Raw genomic sequence first — 18,698 nt, forward strand, 5'->3', positions numbered from 1 at the left:
TGTCGGCAGCGCAGCTACATCTTCTGTAACGTGCAGCGGCCTACAAGGGTGATTCGGGAAGAATTGATCGCCCGTTTGATCGGGTGGAATGGTTGAAAACCTATCCAAGAGGATTTTGAAATGGCAGAGATTACTGCAGCGTTGGTTAAAGAACTGCGTGAGCGTACCGGCGAAGGCATGATGGATTGCAAAAAGGCCTTGACCAAGGCCGGCGGCGACATCGAAAAAGCCATTGATGACATGCGTGCTTCCGGCGCCATCAAGGCTGCCAAGAAAGCAGGCAACGTAGCTGCTGAAGGCGCTATCGCTCTGAAAGAAGACGGTAAGTCCGCTGTTCTGCTGGAAGTGAACTCGCAGACCGACTTCCTGGCTCTGCAAGACGACTTCAAGGCATTTGTTGCTGCTAGCGTTGAAAAAGCGTTCGCCGACAAACTGACCACTGTTGAGCCGTTGATCGAAGCTCAAGAAGCTGCTCGCCTGGTACTGGTCGGCAAGGTTGGCGAAAACGTCAACATCCGTCGTCTGGCGCGCATCGAAGGTGATGTGGTTGGCGGTTACCTGCACGGTAACAAAATCGGCGTTGTGGTTGCCCTCAAAGGCGGCGACGTTGAGCTGGCCAAAGACATCGCTATGCACGTAGCGGCCAGCAACCCAGAGTTCCTGCTGCCGTCGGAAGTGTCTGCTGACGCAATCGAGCGCGAAAAAGCTGTGTTCCTGAGCCTGAACGCTGACAAGATCGCCGGCAAGCCAGAAAACATCGTTGAAAACATGATCAAAGGCCGTATCAGCAAGTTCCTGGCTGAAGCGAGCCTGGTTGAGCAAGCGTTCGTGAAGAACCCTGAAATCAAGGTTGGCGAACTGGCCAAGAAAGCCGGTGCTGAAATCGTTTCCTTCACTTACTACAAAGTAGGCGAAGGCATCGAGAAGCCGGTCGACAACTTCGCTGAAGAAGTTGCTGCCCAGCTGGCTGCCGCCAAGCAATAAGACAGTTTTCAACTGTCGCCCGAAAGAGGCTGCCCGCTCACGCGCGCAGCCTCTTTTCAAATGGGAAGACCAATTTTTATTTGGTTTCCTCTCGGAACTGGCTTACAAAGCCGTGTTCCGATGGCGCTGAGACAGCGTCCAGCTAGAGTGAACGCAAGCCGTAAACGGCTCGCCAAGAATTTTTAAAAAATACGCCGCAGGAGAGATTCGCAATGGCTCAGCAGGGCAGTGGTTATCAGGCTCGCTATAAACGCATTCTACTCAAGCTTAGCGGCGAGGCCCTGATGGGCTCGGAAGAGTTCGGGATCGATCCCAAGGTGCTCGACCGCATGGCGCTGGAAGTCGGCCAATTGGTCGGCATCGGTGTTCAGGTCGGCCTGGTGATTGGCGGTGGTAACCTGTTCCGTGGTGCGGCGCTGAGTGCGGCCGGCATGGATCGGGTGACTGGCGATCACATGGGCATGCTGGCCACTGTGATGAACGCCCTGGCAATGCGTGACGCCCTGGAGCGTGCCAATATCTCGGCGATCGTGATGTCGGCTATTTCCATGGTTGGCGTGACCGATCACTATGATCGTCGCAAAGCCATGCGTCACCTGAACGCCAAAGAAGTAGTGATCTTTGCTGCCGGTACCGGCAACCCGTTCTTCACCACGGACTCGGCTGCCTGCCTGCGCGCCATCGAAATCGATGCCGACGTCGTGCTCAAGGCCACCAAGGTGGACGGTGTCTACACCGCAGACCCATTCAAAGACCCGCATGCCGAGAAGTTCGATCATCTGACCTACGATGAAGTACTGGATCGCAAGCTGGGCGTGATGGACCTGACGGCTATTTGCCTGTGCCGTGACCACAAGATGCCACTGCGCGTATTTAACATGAACAAGCCCGGCGCCCTGCTGAACATCGTACACGGCGGCGCGGAAGGGACTCTGATCGAGGAAGGCCAACAATGATCAACGAAATCAAGAAAGACGCTCAAGAGCGTATGCACAAATCCCTGGAGTCTCTGGCCCATGCTTTTGGCCAGATTCGTACCGGTAAGGCTCACCCAAGCATCCTGGGCAGCGTAATGGTGCCGTACTACGGCACTGACACCTCCATTACCCAGGTCGCCAACATCACCGTAAAAGACTCGCGCACCCTGCAAGTCGTGGCCTTCGAGCGCAACATGCTCGCAGCCGTCGACAAAGCCATCCAGAGCGCCGGCCTGAACCTCAACCCGACCAACCTGGGCGAGTTGTTGCTGATCTCCATGCCTGCCCTGACTGAAGAAACCCGCAAGGGCTTCACCAAGCAGGCGCGCAGCGCTGCTGAAGATGCGCGAGTTGCCGTGCGCAACATTCGTCGTGATGCGTTGGGTGACCTCAAAAAACTGGTCAAGGACAAAGAAATCAGCGAAGACGAAGAGCGTCGCGCCGTAGCTGATATCGACAAACTGACCAAAGACGCCGAGGCCCAGATCACCAAGGCCACGGAAGAGAAAGAAAAGGACCTGATGGCCGTATAAGGGGTCAGGACGCCTTCATGGAAAAGACCAAGCAGACTGTGCCCTCCGTGGTGCCGCGCCATGTCGCGATCATCATGGATGGGAATAATCGCTGGGCGAAAAAACGCTTTATGCCGGGTGTCGCCGGGCATAAGGCGGGTGTCGATGCGGTGCGCGCTGTTATTGAGGTGTGTGCCGAGGCCAAGGTTGAGGTGTTGACTCTGTTTGCCTTCTCCAGCGAGAACTGGCAACGGCCCGCCGAAGAAGTCAGCGCCTTGATGGACCTGTTCTTCAAGGCGTTGCGTCGTGAGGCCAAGCGCCTCAACGACAACAACATCAGCCTGCGCATCATTGGTGATCGCTCGCGGTTCCATCCGGAACTGCAAGCGGCCATGCGCGAAGCCGAGGCTATCACCGCCGGCTCCAACCGTTTTGTGCTGCAGATTGCAGCCAACTACGGTGGTCAGTGGGATATCGCCCAGGCTGCACAGCGGCTTGCCCGCGAAGTGCAGGCCGGGCATTTGCGACCCGACGACATTACGCCCGAATTGTTGCAAACCTGCCTGGTAACCGGTGATCTGCCGTTGCCGGACTTGTGCATCCGTACCGGTGGTGAGCACCGCATCAGCAATTTCCTGCTGTGGCAGCTGGCCTACACCGAACTGTACTTCTCCGACCTGTTCTGGCCGGACTTCAAACACGATGCCATGCGCAATGCGCTGGCCGATTTCGCTTCCCGTCAGCGTCGCTTTGGTAAAACGAGCGAGCAGATCGAAGCTGGAGCCCGGGTTTAAATGCTTAAACAACGAATCATCACAGCACTGATCCTGCTGCCGATTGCCTTGTGTGGTTTTTTTCTGCTCGACGGTTCCGGCTTTGCGCTGTTTATCGGCCTGGTCGTTACCCTGGGTGCTTGGGAGTGGGCGCGCCTGGCCGGTTTCAACGAGCAGTTGCCGCGCGTGGTTTACGCCGCTGTGGTGGCCCTGTTGCTGTTTCTCATGCATACGCTTTCGAGCATTGTCGTGCCTTGGGTGTTGGGAGCGGCGGTACTGTGGTGGGCGCTTGCGACCTTCCTGGTGCTGACCTACCCGCGCACCAGCGCCCAATGGTCCAGCGTGGCCAGCAAGTTGGTGATTGGTCTTCTGATTTTGCTGCCGGCCTGGCAAGGGCTGGTGGAAATCAAGAATTCGCCGATGGGCAACTGGCTGATCATGGCGGTGATGGTGCTGGTGTGGGGCGCTGACATCGGTGCCTACTTCTCCGGCCGGGCGTTCGGCAAGCGCAAGTTGGCGCCAGCCGTCAGCCCGGGCAAGAGCTGGGAAGGCGTTTACGGTGGCTTGGCATTGACGTTGTTGATCACGCTGGTGGTCGGTGTAGTGCGCGACTGGTCGGTGAAGGAAATCCTCTTGGCCTTGTTGGGCACCGCCGTTGTGGTGTTTATCTCCGTGGTGGGTGACCTCACCGAAAGCATGTTCAAGCGCCAGGCCGGGATCAAGGACAGCAGCAACCTGCTGCCGGGTCATGGCGGCGTGCTGGACCGAATCGACAGCCTTACCGCTGCCATTCCCATCTTCGCCGTGCTGTTGTGGATGGCGGCTTCGTGAGCCGCCTGCAACAGGTGACCGTGCTGGGTGCAACCGGCTCGGTCGGGCTCAGCACGCTGGATGTGATTGCTCGCCATCCAGATCGCTACCAGGTGTTTGCGCTGACCGGCTTCTCTCGCTTGAACGAGTTGCTGGCCTTGTGCGTGCGTCATACGCCTAGATTCGCCGTTGTGCCAGAGGTGTCGGTAGCGCGCGGCTTGCAGGACCAGTTGAGGTCTGCAGGCCTTGCGACGCACGTGTTGGTGGGCGAGGAGGGCTTGTGCCAGGTCTCGGCAGATCCTGACGTCGACACTGTAGTGGCAGCCATTGTCGGAGCGGCAGGGTTGCGCCCGACGCTGGCCGCCGTCGATGCCGGTAAAAAGATCCTGCTGGCCAATAAAGAGGCGCTGGTGATGTCCGGCACGCTCTTTATGCAGGCTGTGCGCAAGAGTGGTGCCGTGCTGCTGCCTCTGGACAGCGAACACAATGCGATCTTCCAGTGCATGCCCGGTGATTTTGCCCGAGGCTTGAGCCAGGTTGGCGTGCGGCGGATTCTCCTGACGGCTTCCGGTGGCCCTTTCCGGCAAACTCCGCTGGCTGATCTTGAGCATGTCTCGCCTGATCAGGCGTGTGCACACCCAAACTGGTCGATGGGGCGAAAAATCTCCGTGGATTCGGCGAGCATGATGAACAAAGGCCTGGAGTTGATCGAGGCGTGCTGGTTGTTCGATGCGCGGCCTGATCAGGTCGAGGTGGTGATTCACCCGCAAAGTGTGATTCATTCTCTGGTCGACTATGTCGATGGTTCGGTCCTGGCGCAGCTGGGCAACCCCGATATGCGCACGCCGATTGCCAATGCACTGGCCTGGCCGGAGCGGATTGATTCCGGCGTTGCACCGTTGGACCTGTTTGCCATTGCGCGCCTGGATTTCGAAGCGCCGGACGAGCAGCGCTTCCCGTGCCTGCGTCTGGCCCGGCAAGCGGCGGAGGCGGGCAACAGTGCGCCGGCCGTGCTCAATGCGGCCAACGAGGTGGCGGTGGCGGCGTTTCTTGATGGGCGTATTCGCTTTCCGCAGATCGCGAGTATCATCGAGGACGTTTTGAGCCTTGAGCCCGTTGTGGCAGTGGATGATTTGGGTGCAGTTTTCGAGGCCGATACAAAGGCCCGAGCCCTGGCCCAACAGTGGTTGAACCGCAACGCGCGTTAGTCTGTGGGCAGGTTTGAGCCCTCAGGCACTGGATTGGAATGCGGAGAAATTAGATGAGTGCGCTCTACATGATTGTCGGCACCCTGGTTGCTCTGGGTGTGCTGGTAACCTTTCACGAATTCGGCCACTTTTGGGTCGCGCGTCGTTGCGGCGTCAAGGTGCTGCGCTTTTCCGTCGGTTTCGGCATGCCGCTGCTGCGTTGGCACGACCGTCGGGGCACTGAATTCGTGATTGCGGCCATTCCGCTGGGCGGCTACGTCAAGATGCTCGACGAGCGTGAAGGCGAGGTGCCTGTCGATCAGTTGGACCAATCCTTCAACCGTAAGACCGTTCGTCAGCGTATCGCTATTGTCGCAGCCGGCCCGATCGCCAATTTCCTCTTGGCAATCGTGTTCTTCTGGGTCTTGGCCATGATGGGCAGCCAACAGGTGCGCCCGGTTATCGGCGCAGTTGAAGCGGACAGCATGGCGGCCAAGGCCGGGCTGATCGCCGGTCAGGAAATTGTTTCCATTGATGGCGAGCCCACCACCGGCTGGGGCGCTGTCAATTTGCAGTTGGTTCGCCGCATGGGCGAGAGCGGCACTATTAATGTGGTGGTGCGCGAGCAGGATTCCACCGCTGAGACGCCGCGTGAATTGTCCCTGGACCATTGGCTCAAAGGCGCAGAAGAGCCTGATCCGATCAAGTCCCTGGGCATTCGTCCGTGGCGTCCGGCCCTGCCGCCGGTGCTCGCCGAGCTGGACCCGAAAGGCCCGGCGCAGGCCGCAGGTCTGAAAACGGGCGATCGCCTGTTGGCGCTGGATGGTCAGGCGCTGGGCGACTGGCAGCAAGTGGTGGATCTGGTGCGTGTACGGCCTGATACCAAAATTGTGCTGAAAGTTGAGCGCGATGGTGCTCAAATCGACGTCCCAGTGACCCTGGCTGTTCGCGGGAAGCCAAGGCGGCCGGGGGTTACCTCGGTGCCGGGGTAAAAGGTGTCGAGTGGCCGCCATCGATGGTGCGCGAGGTCAGCTTCGGGCCTTTGGCGGCAATTGGCGAGGGTGCAAAACGCACTTGGACCATGAGTGTGCTGACGCTCGAATCGCTCAAGAAAATGTTGTTCGGCGAGCTCTCGGTAAAAAACTTGAGTGGACCGATAACCATTGCTAAAGTGGCGGGCGCTTCTGCCCAGTCGGGTGTCGCGGATTTCCTGAATTTCCTGGCTTATCTGAGTATTAGCCTTGGAGTTCTGAATTTGCTGCCCATTCCAGTATTGGACGGGGGGCATCTGTTGTTTTATCTGGTCGAGTGGGTGCGTGGTCGCCCCTTGTCGGATCGGGTGCAGGGTTGGGGGATACAGATCGGTATCAGTTTGGTGGTCGGAGTGATGTTGTTAGCTCTGGTCAACGATCTGGGACGACTGTAACGCTTCGCTGAATTGCGAATCTGCCGCATTTTGCGGCAGTTTGTTTATTGCCAGTTGGAATAAGAAAGGACTTCATGAAACGTCTGCTGCTAACTGCGGTTCTCACCGTATTGATGATCGCCGAAGTTCACGCCGAGTCCTTCACTATCTCCGATATTCGCGTCAACGGCCTCCAGCGGGTTTCCGCGGGTAGCGTCTTTGGTGCCTTGCCGTTGAACGTCGGGGAACAGGCGGATGATCGTCGCCTGGTGGAATCCACTCGTGCGCTGTTCAAAACCGGGTTCTTTCAAGATATCCAACTGGGTCGCGAAGGCAACGTCCTGGTCATCACTGTCGTCGAGCGACCTTCTGTCGCCAGTATCGAGATCGAAGGTAACAAGGCGATCTCCACTGAAGACTTGATGAAGGGGCTCAAGCAATCCGGCCTTGCCGAGGGCGAGATCTTCCAGCGCGCCACCCTTGAAGGTGTGCGTAACGAATTGCAACGTCAGTACGTTGCCCAGGGCCGCTACTCCGCGACCGTGGAAACGGAAGTGATCCCGCAGCCTCGTAACCGTGTTGGCCTCAAGGTCAAGATCAACGAAGGCACCGTGGCGGCCATTCAGCACATCAACGTGGTGGGTAACACCAAGTTTGCTGATGACGACCTGATCGACCTGTTCGAACTCAAGACCACCAACTGGTTGTCGTTCTTCAAGAACGATGACAAGTACGCCCGTGAAAAACTCTCGGGTGACCTGGAACGTCTGCGCTCCTACTACCTGGACCGTGGCTATATCAACATGGATATCGCTTCGACCCAGGTGTCCATCACCCCGGACAAGAAGCACGTCTACATTACTGTCAACGTCAACGAAGGCGAGAAGTACACCGTTCGTGACGTGAAACTCAGCGGCGACCTGAAAGTGCCTGAAGACCAGGTCAAGGCGCTGCTGCTGGTACAGAAAAACCAGGTGTTCTCGCGCAAGCTGATGACCACCACGTCCGAGCTGATCACCCGTCGTCTGGGTAACGAAGGCTATACCTTCGCCAACGTCAACGGCGTTCCGACTCCGCACGATGATGACCACACTGTGGACATCACCTTTGTCGTTGATCCGGGCAAGCGCGCCTACGTGAACCGCATCAACTTCCGTGGCAACACCAAGTCTGCGGACGAAGTGCTGCGTCGTGAGATGCGTCAAATGGAAGGTGGCTGGGCGTCGACTTACCTGATCGACCAGTCCAAGACCCGTCTTGAGCGCCTGGGCTTCTTCAAAGAAGTCAACGTCGAAACCCCGGCCGTACCGGGCGTGGATGACCAGGTTGATGTGAACTACGCCGTCGAAGAACAAGCGTCGGGCTCGATCACCGCCAGCGTCGGTTTTGCACAGAGCGCCGGTCTGATCCTCGGTGGTTCGATCACCCAGAACAACTTCCTGGGTACCGGTAACAAGGTTTCCATCGGCCTGACCCGAAGCGAATACCAGAGCCGCTATAACTTCGGTTATGTCGACCCCTACTGGACGGCTGACGGTGTGAGCCTGGGCTACAACGCCTTCTATCGCACCACCGACTACAAAGACCTCGACGTTGACGTTGCAAGCTATGCGATCGACAGCCTCGGCGCCGGTGTGAACATCGGTTACCCGATCAGCGAGACTTCGCGCCTGACCTTCGGCCTGACCGCGCAACAAGACAAGATCAAGACCGGTGTGTACACCGTGGACGAAATCTTCGACTTCGTGCGCAAAGAGGGTGACCAGTTCCTGAACTTCAAGGCTTCGGCTGGTTGGTCGGAATCGACCCTGAACAAAGGCGTACTGGCGACCCGTGGTCACTCCCAGAGCCTCACGGCAGAAGTGACTACGCCGGGCAGCGACCTGTCGTTCTTCAAGCTCGACTACCGTGGTCAGTTGTTCCAGCCGTTGAGCGATAACTACACCATGCGCCTGCACACTGAGCTGGGTTATGGCGACGGTTATGGTTCGACCAGTGGCCTGCCGTTCTACGAGAACTACTATGCCGGTGGTTTCAACTCGGTACGTGGCTTCAAGGACAGCACCTTGGGTCCGCGTGGTACGCCGAGCCGTGGCGCCAGCGTGACGGGTAACCAGGGCACTCTGGCTGACTCGGACAACGATCCGCTGCCATTCGGTGGTAACGTTCTGATTCAAGGTGGTGCGGAGATTCTGTTCCCGCTGCCGTTCGTCAAGGATCAGCGTTCCCTGCGTACTTCGGTCTTCTGGGATGTGGGTAACGTGTTCGACTCCAAGTGCGAACAGGTTAAAAACCCGGCACCTGGTTCCGTGTCCAACACCCAGTGCAACGACGTGAGCCTCAGCAACCTGGCGAGCTCCGTGGGCGTTGGTGTGACTTGGGTGACCGCGCTTGGCCCATTGAGCTTTGCTCTGGCCATGCCGATCAAGAAACCGGATAACGCTGAAACCCAGATTTTCCAATTCTCCCTCGGCCAGACGTTCTAAGCGTCTGACCCAAGATAACGACAACGGATTCTGTAGGAGTACATCGTGCGCAAGTTGACTCAATTGGTTCTGCTGGCCACCGTGCTGGTGACCACCCCGGCCTTCGCCGAAATGAAAATCGCCGTCCTGAACTATCAGATGGCTCTGCTGGAATCCGATGCGGCCAAGCGTTACGCAGTGGATGCCGAGAAAAAATTCGGTCCGCAACTGACCAAGCTGAAAACGCTGGAAAGCAGTGCCAAAGGCATCCAGGATCGTCTGGTAGCCGGTGGCGACAAAATGCAGCAAGGCGAGCGTGAGCGTCTGGAGCTTGAGTTCAAGCAAAAGGCCCGTGACTACCAGTTCCAGTCCAAGGAACTGAACGAAGCCAAAGCTGTTGCCGACCGTGAAATGCTCAAGCAGCTCAAGCCGAAACTCGACAGCGCTGTGGAAGAAGTCATCAAGAAAGGTGCCTTTGACCTGGTGTTCGAGCGCGGCGCCGTGATCGACGTCAAGCCTCAATACGACATCACCCGCCAGGTGATCGAGCGCATGAACCAGCTGAAGTAAGCCATGACCGCGACTATCAAACTCGGCGAGTTGGCCGAGTTCCTTGGAGCCACCTTGCGTGGTTCCAAGGAGAAAGAAATCACTGGGCTAGCCACCTTGCAGGAGGCTGGCCCAGCTCAGTTGAGCTTCCTCGCAAATCCCCAATACCGTAAATACCTGGTCGACAGCCAAGCCGCAGCCGTGTTGCTGAAGGCCGCTGATGCCGAAGGGTTTGCCGGGGATGCGCTGGTGGTGGCCGATCCTTACCTGGCTTATGCCCGGGCGTCGCACCTGTTCGATCCAAAGCCAAAGGCTGCTGGCGGTATTCATCCGTCTGCGGTCATTGCTGATGATGCCTGGGTTGACCCTGCGGCAAGCATTGGCGCGTTTGCCGTGATCGAGAGCGGCGCGCGCATTGCCGCCGGCGTCACAGTAGGTGCGCATTGCTTTATCGGCGCACGCTGCGAGATCGGTGCCGATGGCTGGCTGGCTCCGCGTGTCACCCTGTACCACGACGTGCGTATCGGTGAACGTGTGGTCATTCAGTCAGGTGCTGTGATTGGTGGCGAAGGTTTTGGCTTTGCCAATGCCAAAGGCATCTGGCACAAGATTGCCCAGGTCGGCGGCGTGCTGATCGGCGATGACGTGGAAATCGGCGTCAATACCGCAGTGGACCGTGGCGCCTTGGCCGATACCGTCATCGGTAACGGTGTGAAGCTCGACAACCAGATCCAGATTGCCCACAACGTACAGATTGGCGATCACACCGCCATGGCCGCGTGCGTGGGGATTTCCGGCAGCACCAAAATCGGCAAGCATTGCATGCTCGCCGGTGGCGTCGGGTTGGTGGGGCACATCGAGATTTGCGACAACGTCTTCATTACCGGCATGACCATGGTGACGCACTCGATTACCGAGCCCGGTGCCTATTCTTCCGGTACCGCCATGCAGCCCGCGGCTGAATGGCGCAAGAGTGCAGCACGTTTGAGGCAGCTCGACGACATGGCTCGACGCCTCAAACAGCTGGAAAAGCGTGTTGGGGACGTGACCCCTGGCGGTAATGCTTCATCAGAAGGCTGATACCATTTCCATATCAAGTGTGCACAGCCGCTAGACTGCCTCCTTGATTTGCTAGCGGGGCGTGCGTTTTGTCCGCCCGCCCCCAATCTTTATTACAGGCTTCCCCCCGAAATGATGGACATCAACGAGATTCGCGAATACCTGCCTCACCGTTACCCGTTCCTGCTGGTGGACCGTGTAGTGGACCTCAACATTGAGGAAAAGCGCATTCGTGCCTACAAGAATGTCAGCATCAACGAACCGTTCTTCAATGGTCACTTTCCGGCGCATCCAATCATGCCGGGCGTATTGATCATCGAAGCGATGGCCCAGGCTGCCGGTATCCTTGGTTTCAAAATGCTCGACCTCAAGCCTGCCGATGGCACGCTTTACTATTTCGTGGGCTCCGACAAGCTGCGTTTTCGCAACCCGGTCACACCGGGTGACCAGTTGATCCTGGAAGCCAAGTTCATCAGCTGCAAGCGCCAGATCTGGAAGTTCGAATGCCAGGCCTCGGTGGACGGCAAGCCGGTGTGCTCTGCTGAGATCATCTGCGCGGAACGCAAACTATGAGTTTGATTGACCCTCGCGCAATCATCGATCCGTCGGCCGTTCTGGCCGCCGACGTTGAGGTCGGCCCTTGGTCGATCGTCGGCGCAGGTGTTGAAATCGGCGAGGGGACTGTCATCGGGCCACACGTGATCCTTAAAGGTCCGACCCGCATTGGCAAACACAATCGTATCTACCAGTTTTCCTCGGTAGGCGAAGACACCCCGGACATGAAGTACAAGGGTGAAGAAACGCGCCTGGTAATCGGTGATCACAACATCATCCGTGAAGGCGTGACGATTCACCGCGGCACCGTGCAGGATCGTGCCGAGACCACGCTGGGGGATCACAACCTGATCATGGCCTATGCCCACATCGGCCACGACAGCGTCATCGGCAACCATTGCATCCTGGTCAACAACACTGCGTTGGCGGGCCATGTGCATGTTGATGACTGGGCGATCCTGTCTGGCTTTACCCTGGTGCATCAGTATTGCCATATCGGCGCCCACAGCTTTTCCGGCATGGGCACTGCGATCGGCAAGGACGTTCCGGCATTCGTCACGGTATTCGGCAACCCGGCTGAAGCGCGCAGCATGAACTTCGAAGGCATGCGCCGTCGCGGGTTCAGTGAAGACGCGATTCACGCCCTGCGCCGTGCCTATAAGGTGGTTTACCGCCAGGGTCTGACGGTTGACCAGGCCTTGGCCGAACTGACCGAGCCGGCAGCGTTGTACCCGGAAGTTGCGGTGTTCCGTGACTCTATCCAGGCATCGACTCGCGGCATCACCCGCTGATCATGGCTAATCTGCGTATCGCGTTGGTGGCCGGAGAAGCTTCCGGCGATATTCTCGGCGCAGGCTTGATGCGGGCCCTCAAAGCCCAGCATCCCGCGGTGGAATTTATCGGTGTGGGCGGCCCGCTCATGCAGGCCGAAGGGCTGACGTCCTACTTCCCCATGGAGCGTCTTTCCGTCATGGGGCTGGTGGAAGTGCTGGGTCGTCTGCGCGAGCTGCTGGCTCGCCGCAAGCTGCTGATTCAAACCTTGATCCAAGAAAAGCCTGACGTCTTTATCGGAATCGACGCGCCGGACTTCACCCTCAATATCGAACTCAAGTTGCGCCAGGCCGGGATCAAGACCGTGCACTACGTCAGCCCTTCGGTATGGGCGTGGCGGCAGAAGCGCGTGCTCAAGATCCGTGAAGGCTGCGACTTGATGCTGACACTGCTGCCGTTCGAAGCCCGGTTCTACGAAGAGAAGGGCGTGCCGGTGCGGTTTGTCGGGCACACCCTGGCCGATACCATTCCATTGCAAGCTGATCGCGCGGCTGCGCGTGCCGAACTGGGCCTGCCCGCCGGCCCGCTGGTAGCCTTGATGCCAGGCAGTCGCGGCGGGGAAGTCGGTCGTCTGGGGGCGCTGTTTTTTGACGCCGCCGAACGTCTGCAGGCGTTGAAGCCCGGCATTCGTTTTGTGTTGCCATGTGCCAGCCCGCAACGTCGTGCACAAATCGAAACGCTGCTGGAAGGGCGCACGCTGCCGGTCACCTTGCTGGACGGTCAGTCGCACCTGGCCCTGGCAGCATGTGATGCGGTACTGATCGCCTCAGGCACCGCCACCCTGGAAGCGTTGTTGTACAAGCGTCCGATGGTCGTGGCCTATCGCCTGGCGCCGCTGACGTTCTGGATTCTCAAGCGCATGGTCAAAAGTCCTTACATCTCCTTGCCCAACCTGTTGGCCCAGCGTCTGCTGGTCCCGGAATTGTTGCAGGACGATGCAACGCCCCAGGCACTGGCGCAAACGCTACTACCCTTGATCGACGGCGGCGAAGAACAGACCCGTGGTTTCGACGACATCCACCGGACCTTGCGCCGTGATGCGTCGAACCAGGCGGCAGACGCCGTGCTGACCTTGATTGGCCACAAACAGGAAGCCCTATGACGACGCAAATGGGCCTGGACTTCAGCCTCGTCGCGCAAGTGCACGAGCTGGTCGCCGGGGTTGACGAGGTGGGGCGCGGCCCGCTGTGTGGCGCCGTCGTCACGGCGGCGGTGATTCTCGATCCAAACCGCCCGATCCTGGGCCTCAACGATTCGAAAAAACTCACCGAAGCGCGTCGCGAAAAGCTTTATGACGAGATCTGCGAAAAAGCCCTGAGCTGGCATATTGCCCGGGCTGAAGTCGAAGAAATCGACGAGCTGAACATCCTTCACGCAACCATGCTGGCCATGCAGCGTGCGGTGGAAGGCCTGCATATCACGCCCAAAATGGCGATGATCGACGGTAACCGTTGTCCAAAACTGGCGATGCCTGCAGAAGCGGTGGTCAAGGGTGACAGCAAGGTTCCGGCTATTGCTGCCGCCTCGATCCTGGCCAAAGTCAGTCGTGACCGTGAAATGGCCGCGTTTGAGTTGATCTACCCCGGCTACGGCATGGGTGGCCATAAAGGCTATCCGACGCCCGTTCATCTGGAAGCCCTCGCTCGCCTCGGCCCCACGCCGATCCATCGCCGCTCGTTCGCCCCGGTCCGCCAGGCTTACGAGCTGCGCGAGCGCCTCATCGAGGTTTAGTCGCGAGGCTGATGTTTTGCTCAAGGCCCGGTACAATCCGGGCCTTGTTGTCTCCACGTATTAGAACAGGATCACTATGCCGGCTTCATTCGTTCACCTGCGCCTGCACACTGAATACTCCCTGGTCGACGGCCTGGTACGGATCAAACCGCTGGTCAAAACCCTGGTGGGCATGAACATGCCTGCGGTAGCGGTGACCGATCAGAACAACATGTGTTCCCTGGTCAAGTTCTACAAAAACGCCATGGGCGCCGGTATCAAGCCGATTTGCGGTGCCGACCTGTGGCTGTCCAACAAAGACCCGGATAACCCCCTGAGCCGCATCAGCCTGTTGGCGATGAACGGCGTCGGTTATCGCAACCTCACCGAATTGATTTCCCGTGGCTTTATCGACGGTCAGCGCAACGGTTCGATCATCATCGAGCGCGAGTGGGTGGCCGAGGCAAGCGAGGGCGTGATCATGCTCTCGGCCGCCAAAGAGGGTGAGATTGGTATTGCGCTGCTCGGCGGCAACCCGCAGGAAGCCGAAGTGCTGGCCCGCGAGTGGATGCAGGTCTTCCCTGACCGTTTCTACCTGGAAGTCCAGCGCACCAATCGCCCCAATGATGAAGAGCATCTGCACGCCGCCGTGGCCCTGGCCGACAAGCTGGGCGCGCCGCTGGTTGCAACCAACGATGTGCGCTTTATCAAAAAGGAAGATTTCGAAGCCCACGAAACCCGCGTGTGCATCGGCGAAGGCCGGGCTCTGGACGACCCGCGTCGTTCCAAGAACTACAGCGAAGAGCAGTACCTCAAAAGCGCCGACGAGATGGCGGAGCTGTTCAGCGACCTGCCCGAGGCCCTGGAAAACTCCGTCGAGATCGCCAAGCGCTGCAATATCGAAGTGAAGCTGGGCAAGCACTTCCTGCCCAACTTCCCGATTCCCGATGGCATGACCATCGATGAGTATTTTCGCAAAGTGTCCTTCGATGGCCTAGAAGAGCGCCTCAGCGTGCTACTGCCCAAGGACACCACCGAGGACTACGAGGCCAAGCGCCAGGTCTACGTTGACCGACTGAATTTCGAGCTGGATATCATCATCCAGATGGGGTTCCCCGGTTACTTCCTGATCGTGATGGACTTTATCCAGTGGGCCAAGAACAACGGCGTACCGGTAGGTCCTGGCCGGGGGTCAGGTGCCGGTTCGCTGGTGGCTTACGTTCAGAAGATTACCGACCTTGACCCGCTGGAATATGACCTGCTGTTCGAGCGGTTCCTGAACCCGGAACGGGTCTCCATGCCCGACTTCGACGTCGACTTCTGCATGGACGGCCGCGACCGCGTGATCGAGTACGTGGCCGAGAAATACGGCCGCAATGCGGTAAGCCAGATCATCACGTTCGGTTCCATGGCGGCCAAGGCTGTAATCCGTGACGTGGCGCGGGTGCAGGGCAAGTCCTACGGCCTGGCGGACCGCCTGTCGAAGATGATCCCGTTCGAAGTCGGCATGACCCTGGAAAAAGCCTACGAGCAGGAAGAAATCCTGCGCGACTTCATCAAGGTCGATGAAGAGGCCGCCGAAATCTGGGACATGGCGCGCAAGCTCGAAGGTGTGGTGCGTAACGTCGGTAAACACGCCGGTGGCGTGGTGATCGCACCGACCAAGCTGACCGACTTTTCGCCGATCTATTGCGATGAAGAAGGCGACGGCCTGGTAACCCAGTTCGACAAGGACGACGTTGAAGCCGCCGGCCTGGTGAAGTTTGACTTCCTGGGTCTGCGGACCCTGACGATCATCGACTGGGCACTGAAGACGATCAACCGCGACCGCGCCAAGGTCAACGAAGCGCCGCTGGATATCGCCTTTATCCCGCTGGACGACAAACCGACTTATACCTTGCTGCAAAAAGCCGAAACCACGGCGGTGTTCCAGCTTGAGTCGCGCGGCATGAAAGAGCTGATCAAAAAGCTCAAGCCCGACTGCCTGGAAGACTTGATCGCACTGGTGGCACTGTTCCGTCCCGGCCCGCTGCAGTCGGGCATGGTGGATGACTTCATCAACCGTAAGCACGGCCGCGCCGAGCTGGCGTACCCGCATTCGGATTATCAGTACGAAGGCCTCAAGCCGGTACTGGCGCCAACCTACGGCATCATCCTGTATCAAGAACAGGTGATGCAGATTGCCCAGGTGATGGCCGGTTACACCCTCGGCGGCGCGGACATGCTGCGTCGCGCCATGGGTAAGAAAAAGCCCGAAGAAATGGCCAAGCAGCGCGGCGGTTTCATTGAGGGTTGTGCCACCAACAACATCGACGCCGACCTCGCCGGTAACATCTTCGACCTGGTAGAAAAGTTCGCCGGTTACGGCTTCAACAAATCCCACTCCGCCGCCTACGGCCTGGTGTCGTACCAGACTGCCTGGCTGAAAGCCCATTACCCGGCGCCGTTCATGGCCGCGGTACTCTCGGCGGATATGCACAACACCGACAAGGTCGTGACCTTGATCGAGGAAGTGCGCACCATGAAGCTGCGGCTCGACGCGCCGGACGTGAACGCCTCCGAGTTCAAGTTCACGGTGAACGACGAAGGCCGCATTATCTATGGCCTGGGCGCGATCAAAGGCGTGGGCGAAGGCCCGGTCGAGGCCATCACCGAAGCGCGCCAGGACGGGCCGTTCAAGGACTTGTTCGACTTCTGCGCGCGGGTTGACCTCAAACGCATCAACAAACGCACCCTCGATGGCTTGATCCGCAGCGGTGCGCTCGATCGCCTTGGCCCGTATTTCCATGATGAGCCCAAGGCTTATCAGGCCAATATCGACCGCAACCGCGCGGTGCTGCTGACCGCCATGGAAGAAGCGATCAAGGCGGCCGAACAGACCGCCCGCACCCACGACAGCGGCCACGCCGACCTGTTTGGCGGCTTGTTCGTCGAAGAAGACGCGGACGTTTACGCCAACCACCGCAAGGCCAAGGAGTTGACCCTCAAGGAACGGCTCAAGGGCGAAAAGGACACCCTGGGCCTGTACCTCACCGGTCACCCGATTGACGAATACGAAGGCGAAATCCGCCGTTTCGCTCGTCAGCGCATCATCGACCTGAAACCGGCGCGCGACACTCAGACGGTCGCCGGCATGATCATCGCCCTGCGCGTGATGAAAAATAAGAAGGGCGACAAGATGGGCTTTATCACCCTCGACGACCGCTCGGGGCGGATCGAAGCGTCGCTGTTTGCCGACGCTTTCCACTCTGCCCAGTCGTTGCTGCAGACCGATGCCATGGTGGTCGTCGAAGGGGAGGTCAGCAACGACGACTTCTCCGGCGGCCTGCGCCTGCGGATCAAGCGGGTGATGAGCATGGAAGACGCGCGCACCAACCTCGCCGAAAGCCTGCGCTTGAAGGTCAAGACCGAAGCTCTCAAAGGCGATCAGCTACGCTGGTTGGGTGACCTGCTCAAGCGTCACCGTGGCGCGTGCCCGGTGACCATGGAGTACACCGGCAATGACGCCAAGGCGATGTTGCAGTTTGGTGAGACGTGGCGAATTGATCCCGCCGATGGCTTGATTCAAGCTTTGCGTGACCAGTTCGGGCGAGACAACGTCTTCCTCCAATACCGTTGACGGTCAGATACGTCTGATCTCGACTGAACATTTAATCTCGACCTAAACGCGCCTCTCCCTTAAGGTAGGGCGCGAATAGACAACCGGCTGGCCAGGCACTCCTTGGCCGTCGACCCAAGACGGACGCTTATGAACCCGAATTTTCTTGATTTCGAACAGCCGATCGCTGACCTGCAAGCCAAGATTGAAGAATTGCGCCTGGTCGGCAATGACAACTCGCTGAATATCGGCGATGAGATCGCTCGCCTGCAAGACAAGAGCAGCACGCTCACCGAGGACATCTTCGGCAAGCTGACCAGCTGGCAGATCGCGCGTCTGGCACGCCACCCGCGCCGTCCGTACACCCTGGATTACATTCAGCACATCTTTACCGAGTTCGACGAGCTGCACGGCGACCGCCACTTCTCCGACGACGCGGCCATCGTGGGCGGTATCGCTCGCCTGGACGACCAGCCGGTCATGGTGATCGGTCACCAGAAAGGCCGTGAAGTGCGTGAAAAAGTCCGCCGCAACTTCGGCATGCCGCGCCCCGAAGGCTACCGCAAGGCTTGCCGCCTGATGGAAATGGCCGAGCGCTTCAAGATGCCGATCCTGACCTTCATCGACACGCCGGGTGCCTACCCGGGCATCGACGCCGAAGAGCGCAACCAGAGCGAAGCAATCGCCTGGAACCTGCGTGTGATGGCGCGCCTGAAAACCCCGATCATCGCCACCGTGATTGGCGAAGGTGGTTCCGGCGGGGCACTGGCCATTGGCGTGTGCGACCAGCTGAACATGCTGCAATATTCGACCTACGCGGTGATCTCGCCGGAAGGTTGCGCTTCGATTCTGTGGAAAACCGCCGAAAAGGCGCCGGACGCTGCTGAGGCCATGGGCATCACCGCTGATCGCCTCAAAGGCCTGGGCATCGTGGACAAAGTGATCGCCGAGCCATTGGGCGGCGCCCACCGTGACCCGGCTGCGGCTGCTGCCACCCTGCGCGCTGAGCTGGGTTCGCAACTGGCGATGCTCAAGAAGTTCGATAACGAGGCGCTGCTGGCCCGTCGTTACGAGCGCCTGATGAGCTACGGTCTCTGATCAAACACTGATCGTGAAGACAATGCAGTACTAATGTGGGAGCAGGCTTGTGTGGGCGCTGGCTTGCCTGCGATAGCATCAACTCGGTGTAACAGATAACCCGAGTTGCCTGCATCGCGGGCGAGCGCGGCGCCCACACAGGCCCGCTCCCACATTTGCTTTGTGTATGCTGGGTTATCGCGTTC

General features: G+C 58.8%; 15 protein-coding genes and 1 pseudogene. All 16 read left to right on the top strand.

Features of this window, described 5'->3' with window-relative positions; genetic code table 11:
* The first annotated feature begins 120 nt into the window (after positions 1–120).
* The 16 genes and pseudogenes from tsf to AB5I78_RS06885 all read left to right on the top strand — a co-directional run bounded on the left by tsf (position 121) and on the right by AB5I78_RS06885 (position 18,513).
* On the top strand, positions 121–984 hold the full coding sequence (gene tsf, locus AB5I78_RS06810) for a translation elongation factor Ts (protein WP_083359812.1): 864 nt from the start codon (positions 121–123) through the stop codon (positions 982–984).
* 212 nt (positions 985–1,196) lie between these two features.
* Positions 1,197–1,940: a UMP kinase gene (pyrH, locus tag AB5I78_RS06815; protein ID WP_003172271.1), complete on the top strand. Its 744-nt coding sequence runs from the start codon at positions 1,197–1,199 to the stop codon at positions 1,938–1,940.
* Positions 1,937–2,494, top strand: coding sequence for a ribosome recycling factor (gene frr, locus AB5I78_RS06820; RefSeq protein ID WP_106577169.1), 558 nt, complete (start codon positions 1,937–1,939; stop codon positions 2,492–2,494). The genes pyrH and frr overlap by 4 nt, the downstream gene beginning before the upstream one ends.
* Before the next feature lie 17 nt (positions 2,495–2,511).
* Complete coding sequence (gene uppS / locus AB5I78_RS06825; RefSeq protein ID WP_017137143.1) at positions 2,512–3,267, top strand: polyprenyl diphosphate synthase; 756 nt, start codon at positions 2,512–2,514, stop codon at positions 3,265–3,267.
* Positions 3,268–4,077 carry a phosphatidate cytidylyltransferase gene (locus tag AB5I78_RS06830; protein WP_145161870.1) on the top strand — a complete coding sequence of 270 codons (810 nt, stop codon included), beginning with the start codon at positions 3,268–3,270 and terminating at the stop codon, positions 4,075–4,077. It begins immediately after the preceding gene.
* A complete protein-coding gene (ispC, locus tag AB5I78_RS06835; RefSeq protein WP_145161873.1) occupies positions 4,074–5,264 on the top strand; it encodes a 1-deoxy-D-xylulose-5-phosphate reductoisomerase in 1,191 nt (396 codons plus the stop codon). Before AB5I78_RS06830 ends, ispC begins: the two co-directional genes overlap by 4 nt.
* Before the next feature lie 53 nt (positions 5,265–5,317).
* A pseudogene (gene rseP, locus AB5I78_RS06840) lies at positions 5,318–6,669 on the top strand (sigma E protease regulator RseP).
* 74 nt (positions 6,670–6,743) lie between these two features.
* Positions 6,744–9,134 carry an outer membrane protein assembly factor BamA gene (gene bamA, locus AB5I78_RS06845; protein WP_145161876.1) on the top strand — a complete coding sequence of 797 codons (2,391 nt, stop codon included), beginning with the start codon at positions 6,744–6,746 and terminating at the stop codon, positions 9,132–9,134.
* Between the two features lie 45 nt (positions 9,135–9,179).
* Positions 9,180–9,683: an OmpH family outer membrane protein gene (locus AB5I78_RS06850; protein ID WP_003189173.1), complete on the top strand. Its 504-nt coding sequence runs from the start codon at positions 9,180–9,182 to the stop codon at positions 9,681–9,683.
* Between the two features lie 3 nt (positions 9,684–9,686).
* A complete protein-coding gene (gene lpxD / locus AB5I78_RS06855) occupies positions 9,687–10,742 on the top strand; it encodes a UDP-3-O-(3-hydroxymyristoyl)glucosamine N-acyltransferase (RefSeq protein ID WP_262207035.1) in 1,056 nt (351 codons plus the stop codon).
* A gap of 111 nt (positions 10,743–10,853) precedes the next feature.
* Positions 10,854–11,294, top strand: a complete 441-nt coding sequence (fabZ, locus tag AB5I78_RS06860) for a 3-hydroxyacyl-ACP dehydratase FabZ (RefSeq protein WP_016976866.1) — start codon at positions 10,854–10,856, stop codon at positions 11,292–11,294.
* Complete coding sequence (gene lpxA, locus AB5I78_RS06865) at positions 11,291–12,067, top strand: acyl-ACP--UDP-N-acetylglucosamine O-acyltransferase (protein WP_242194287.1); 777 nt, start codon at positions 11,291–11,293, stop codon at positions 12,065–12,067. The genes fabZ and lpxA overlap by 4 nt, the downstream gene beginning before the upstream one ends.
* 2 nt (positions 12,068–12,069) lie before the next feature.
* Positions 12,070–13,209, top strand: coding sequence for a lipid-A-disaccharide synthase (gene lpxB / locus AB5I78_RS06870; protein ID WP_369300808.1), 1,140 nt, complete (start codon positions 12,070–12,072; stop codon positions 13,207–13,209).
* Positions 13,206–13,838: a ribonuclease HII gene (rnhB, locus tag AB5I78_RS06875; RefSeq protein ID WP_145161887.1), complete on the top strand. Its 633-nt coding sequence runs from the start codon at positions 13,206–13,208 to the stop codon at positions 13,836–13,838. Before lpxB ends, rnhB begins: the two co-directional genes overlap by 4 nt.
* Before the next feature lie 76 nt (positions 13,839–13,914).
* On the top strand, positions 13,915–17,436 hold the full coding sequence (dnaE, locus tag AB5I78_RS06880) for a DNA polymerase III subunit alpha (RefSeq protein ID WP_124416617.1): 3,522 nt from the start codon (positions 13,915–13,917) through the stop codon (positions 17,434–17,436).
* Between the two features lie 129 nt (positions 17,437–17,565).
* Positions 17,566–18,513 (top strand): acetyl-CoA carboxylase carboxyltransferase subunit alpha, encoded by a 948-nt coding sequence (locus AB5I78_RS06885; protein ID WP_106577159.1) that lies wholly within the window; start codon positions 17,566–17,568, stop codon positions 18,511–18,513.
* The last annotated feature ends 185 nt before the right edge of the window (positions 18,514–18,698 follow it).

The organism is Pseudomonas sp. N2-3-1-14, from assembly GCF_041228395.1.
In the GTDB taxonomy this organism is placed as follows: Bacteria; Pseudomonadota; Gammaproteobacteria; order Pseudomonadales; family Pseudomonadaceae; genus Aquipseudomonas.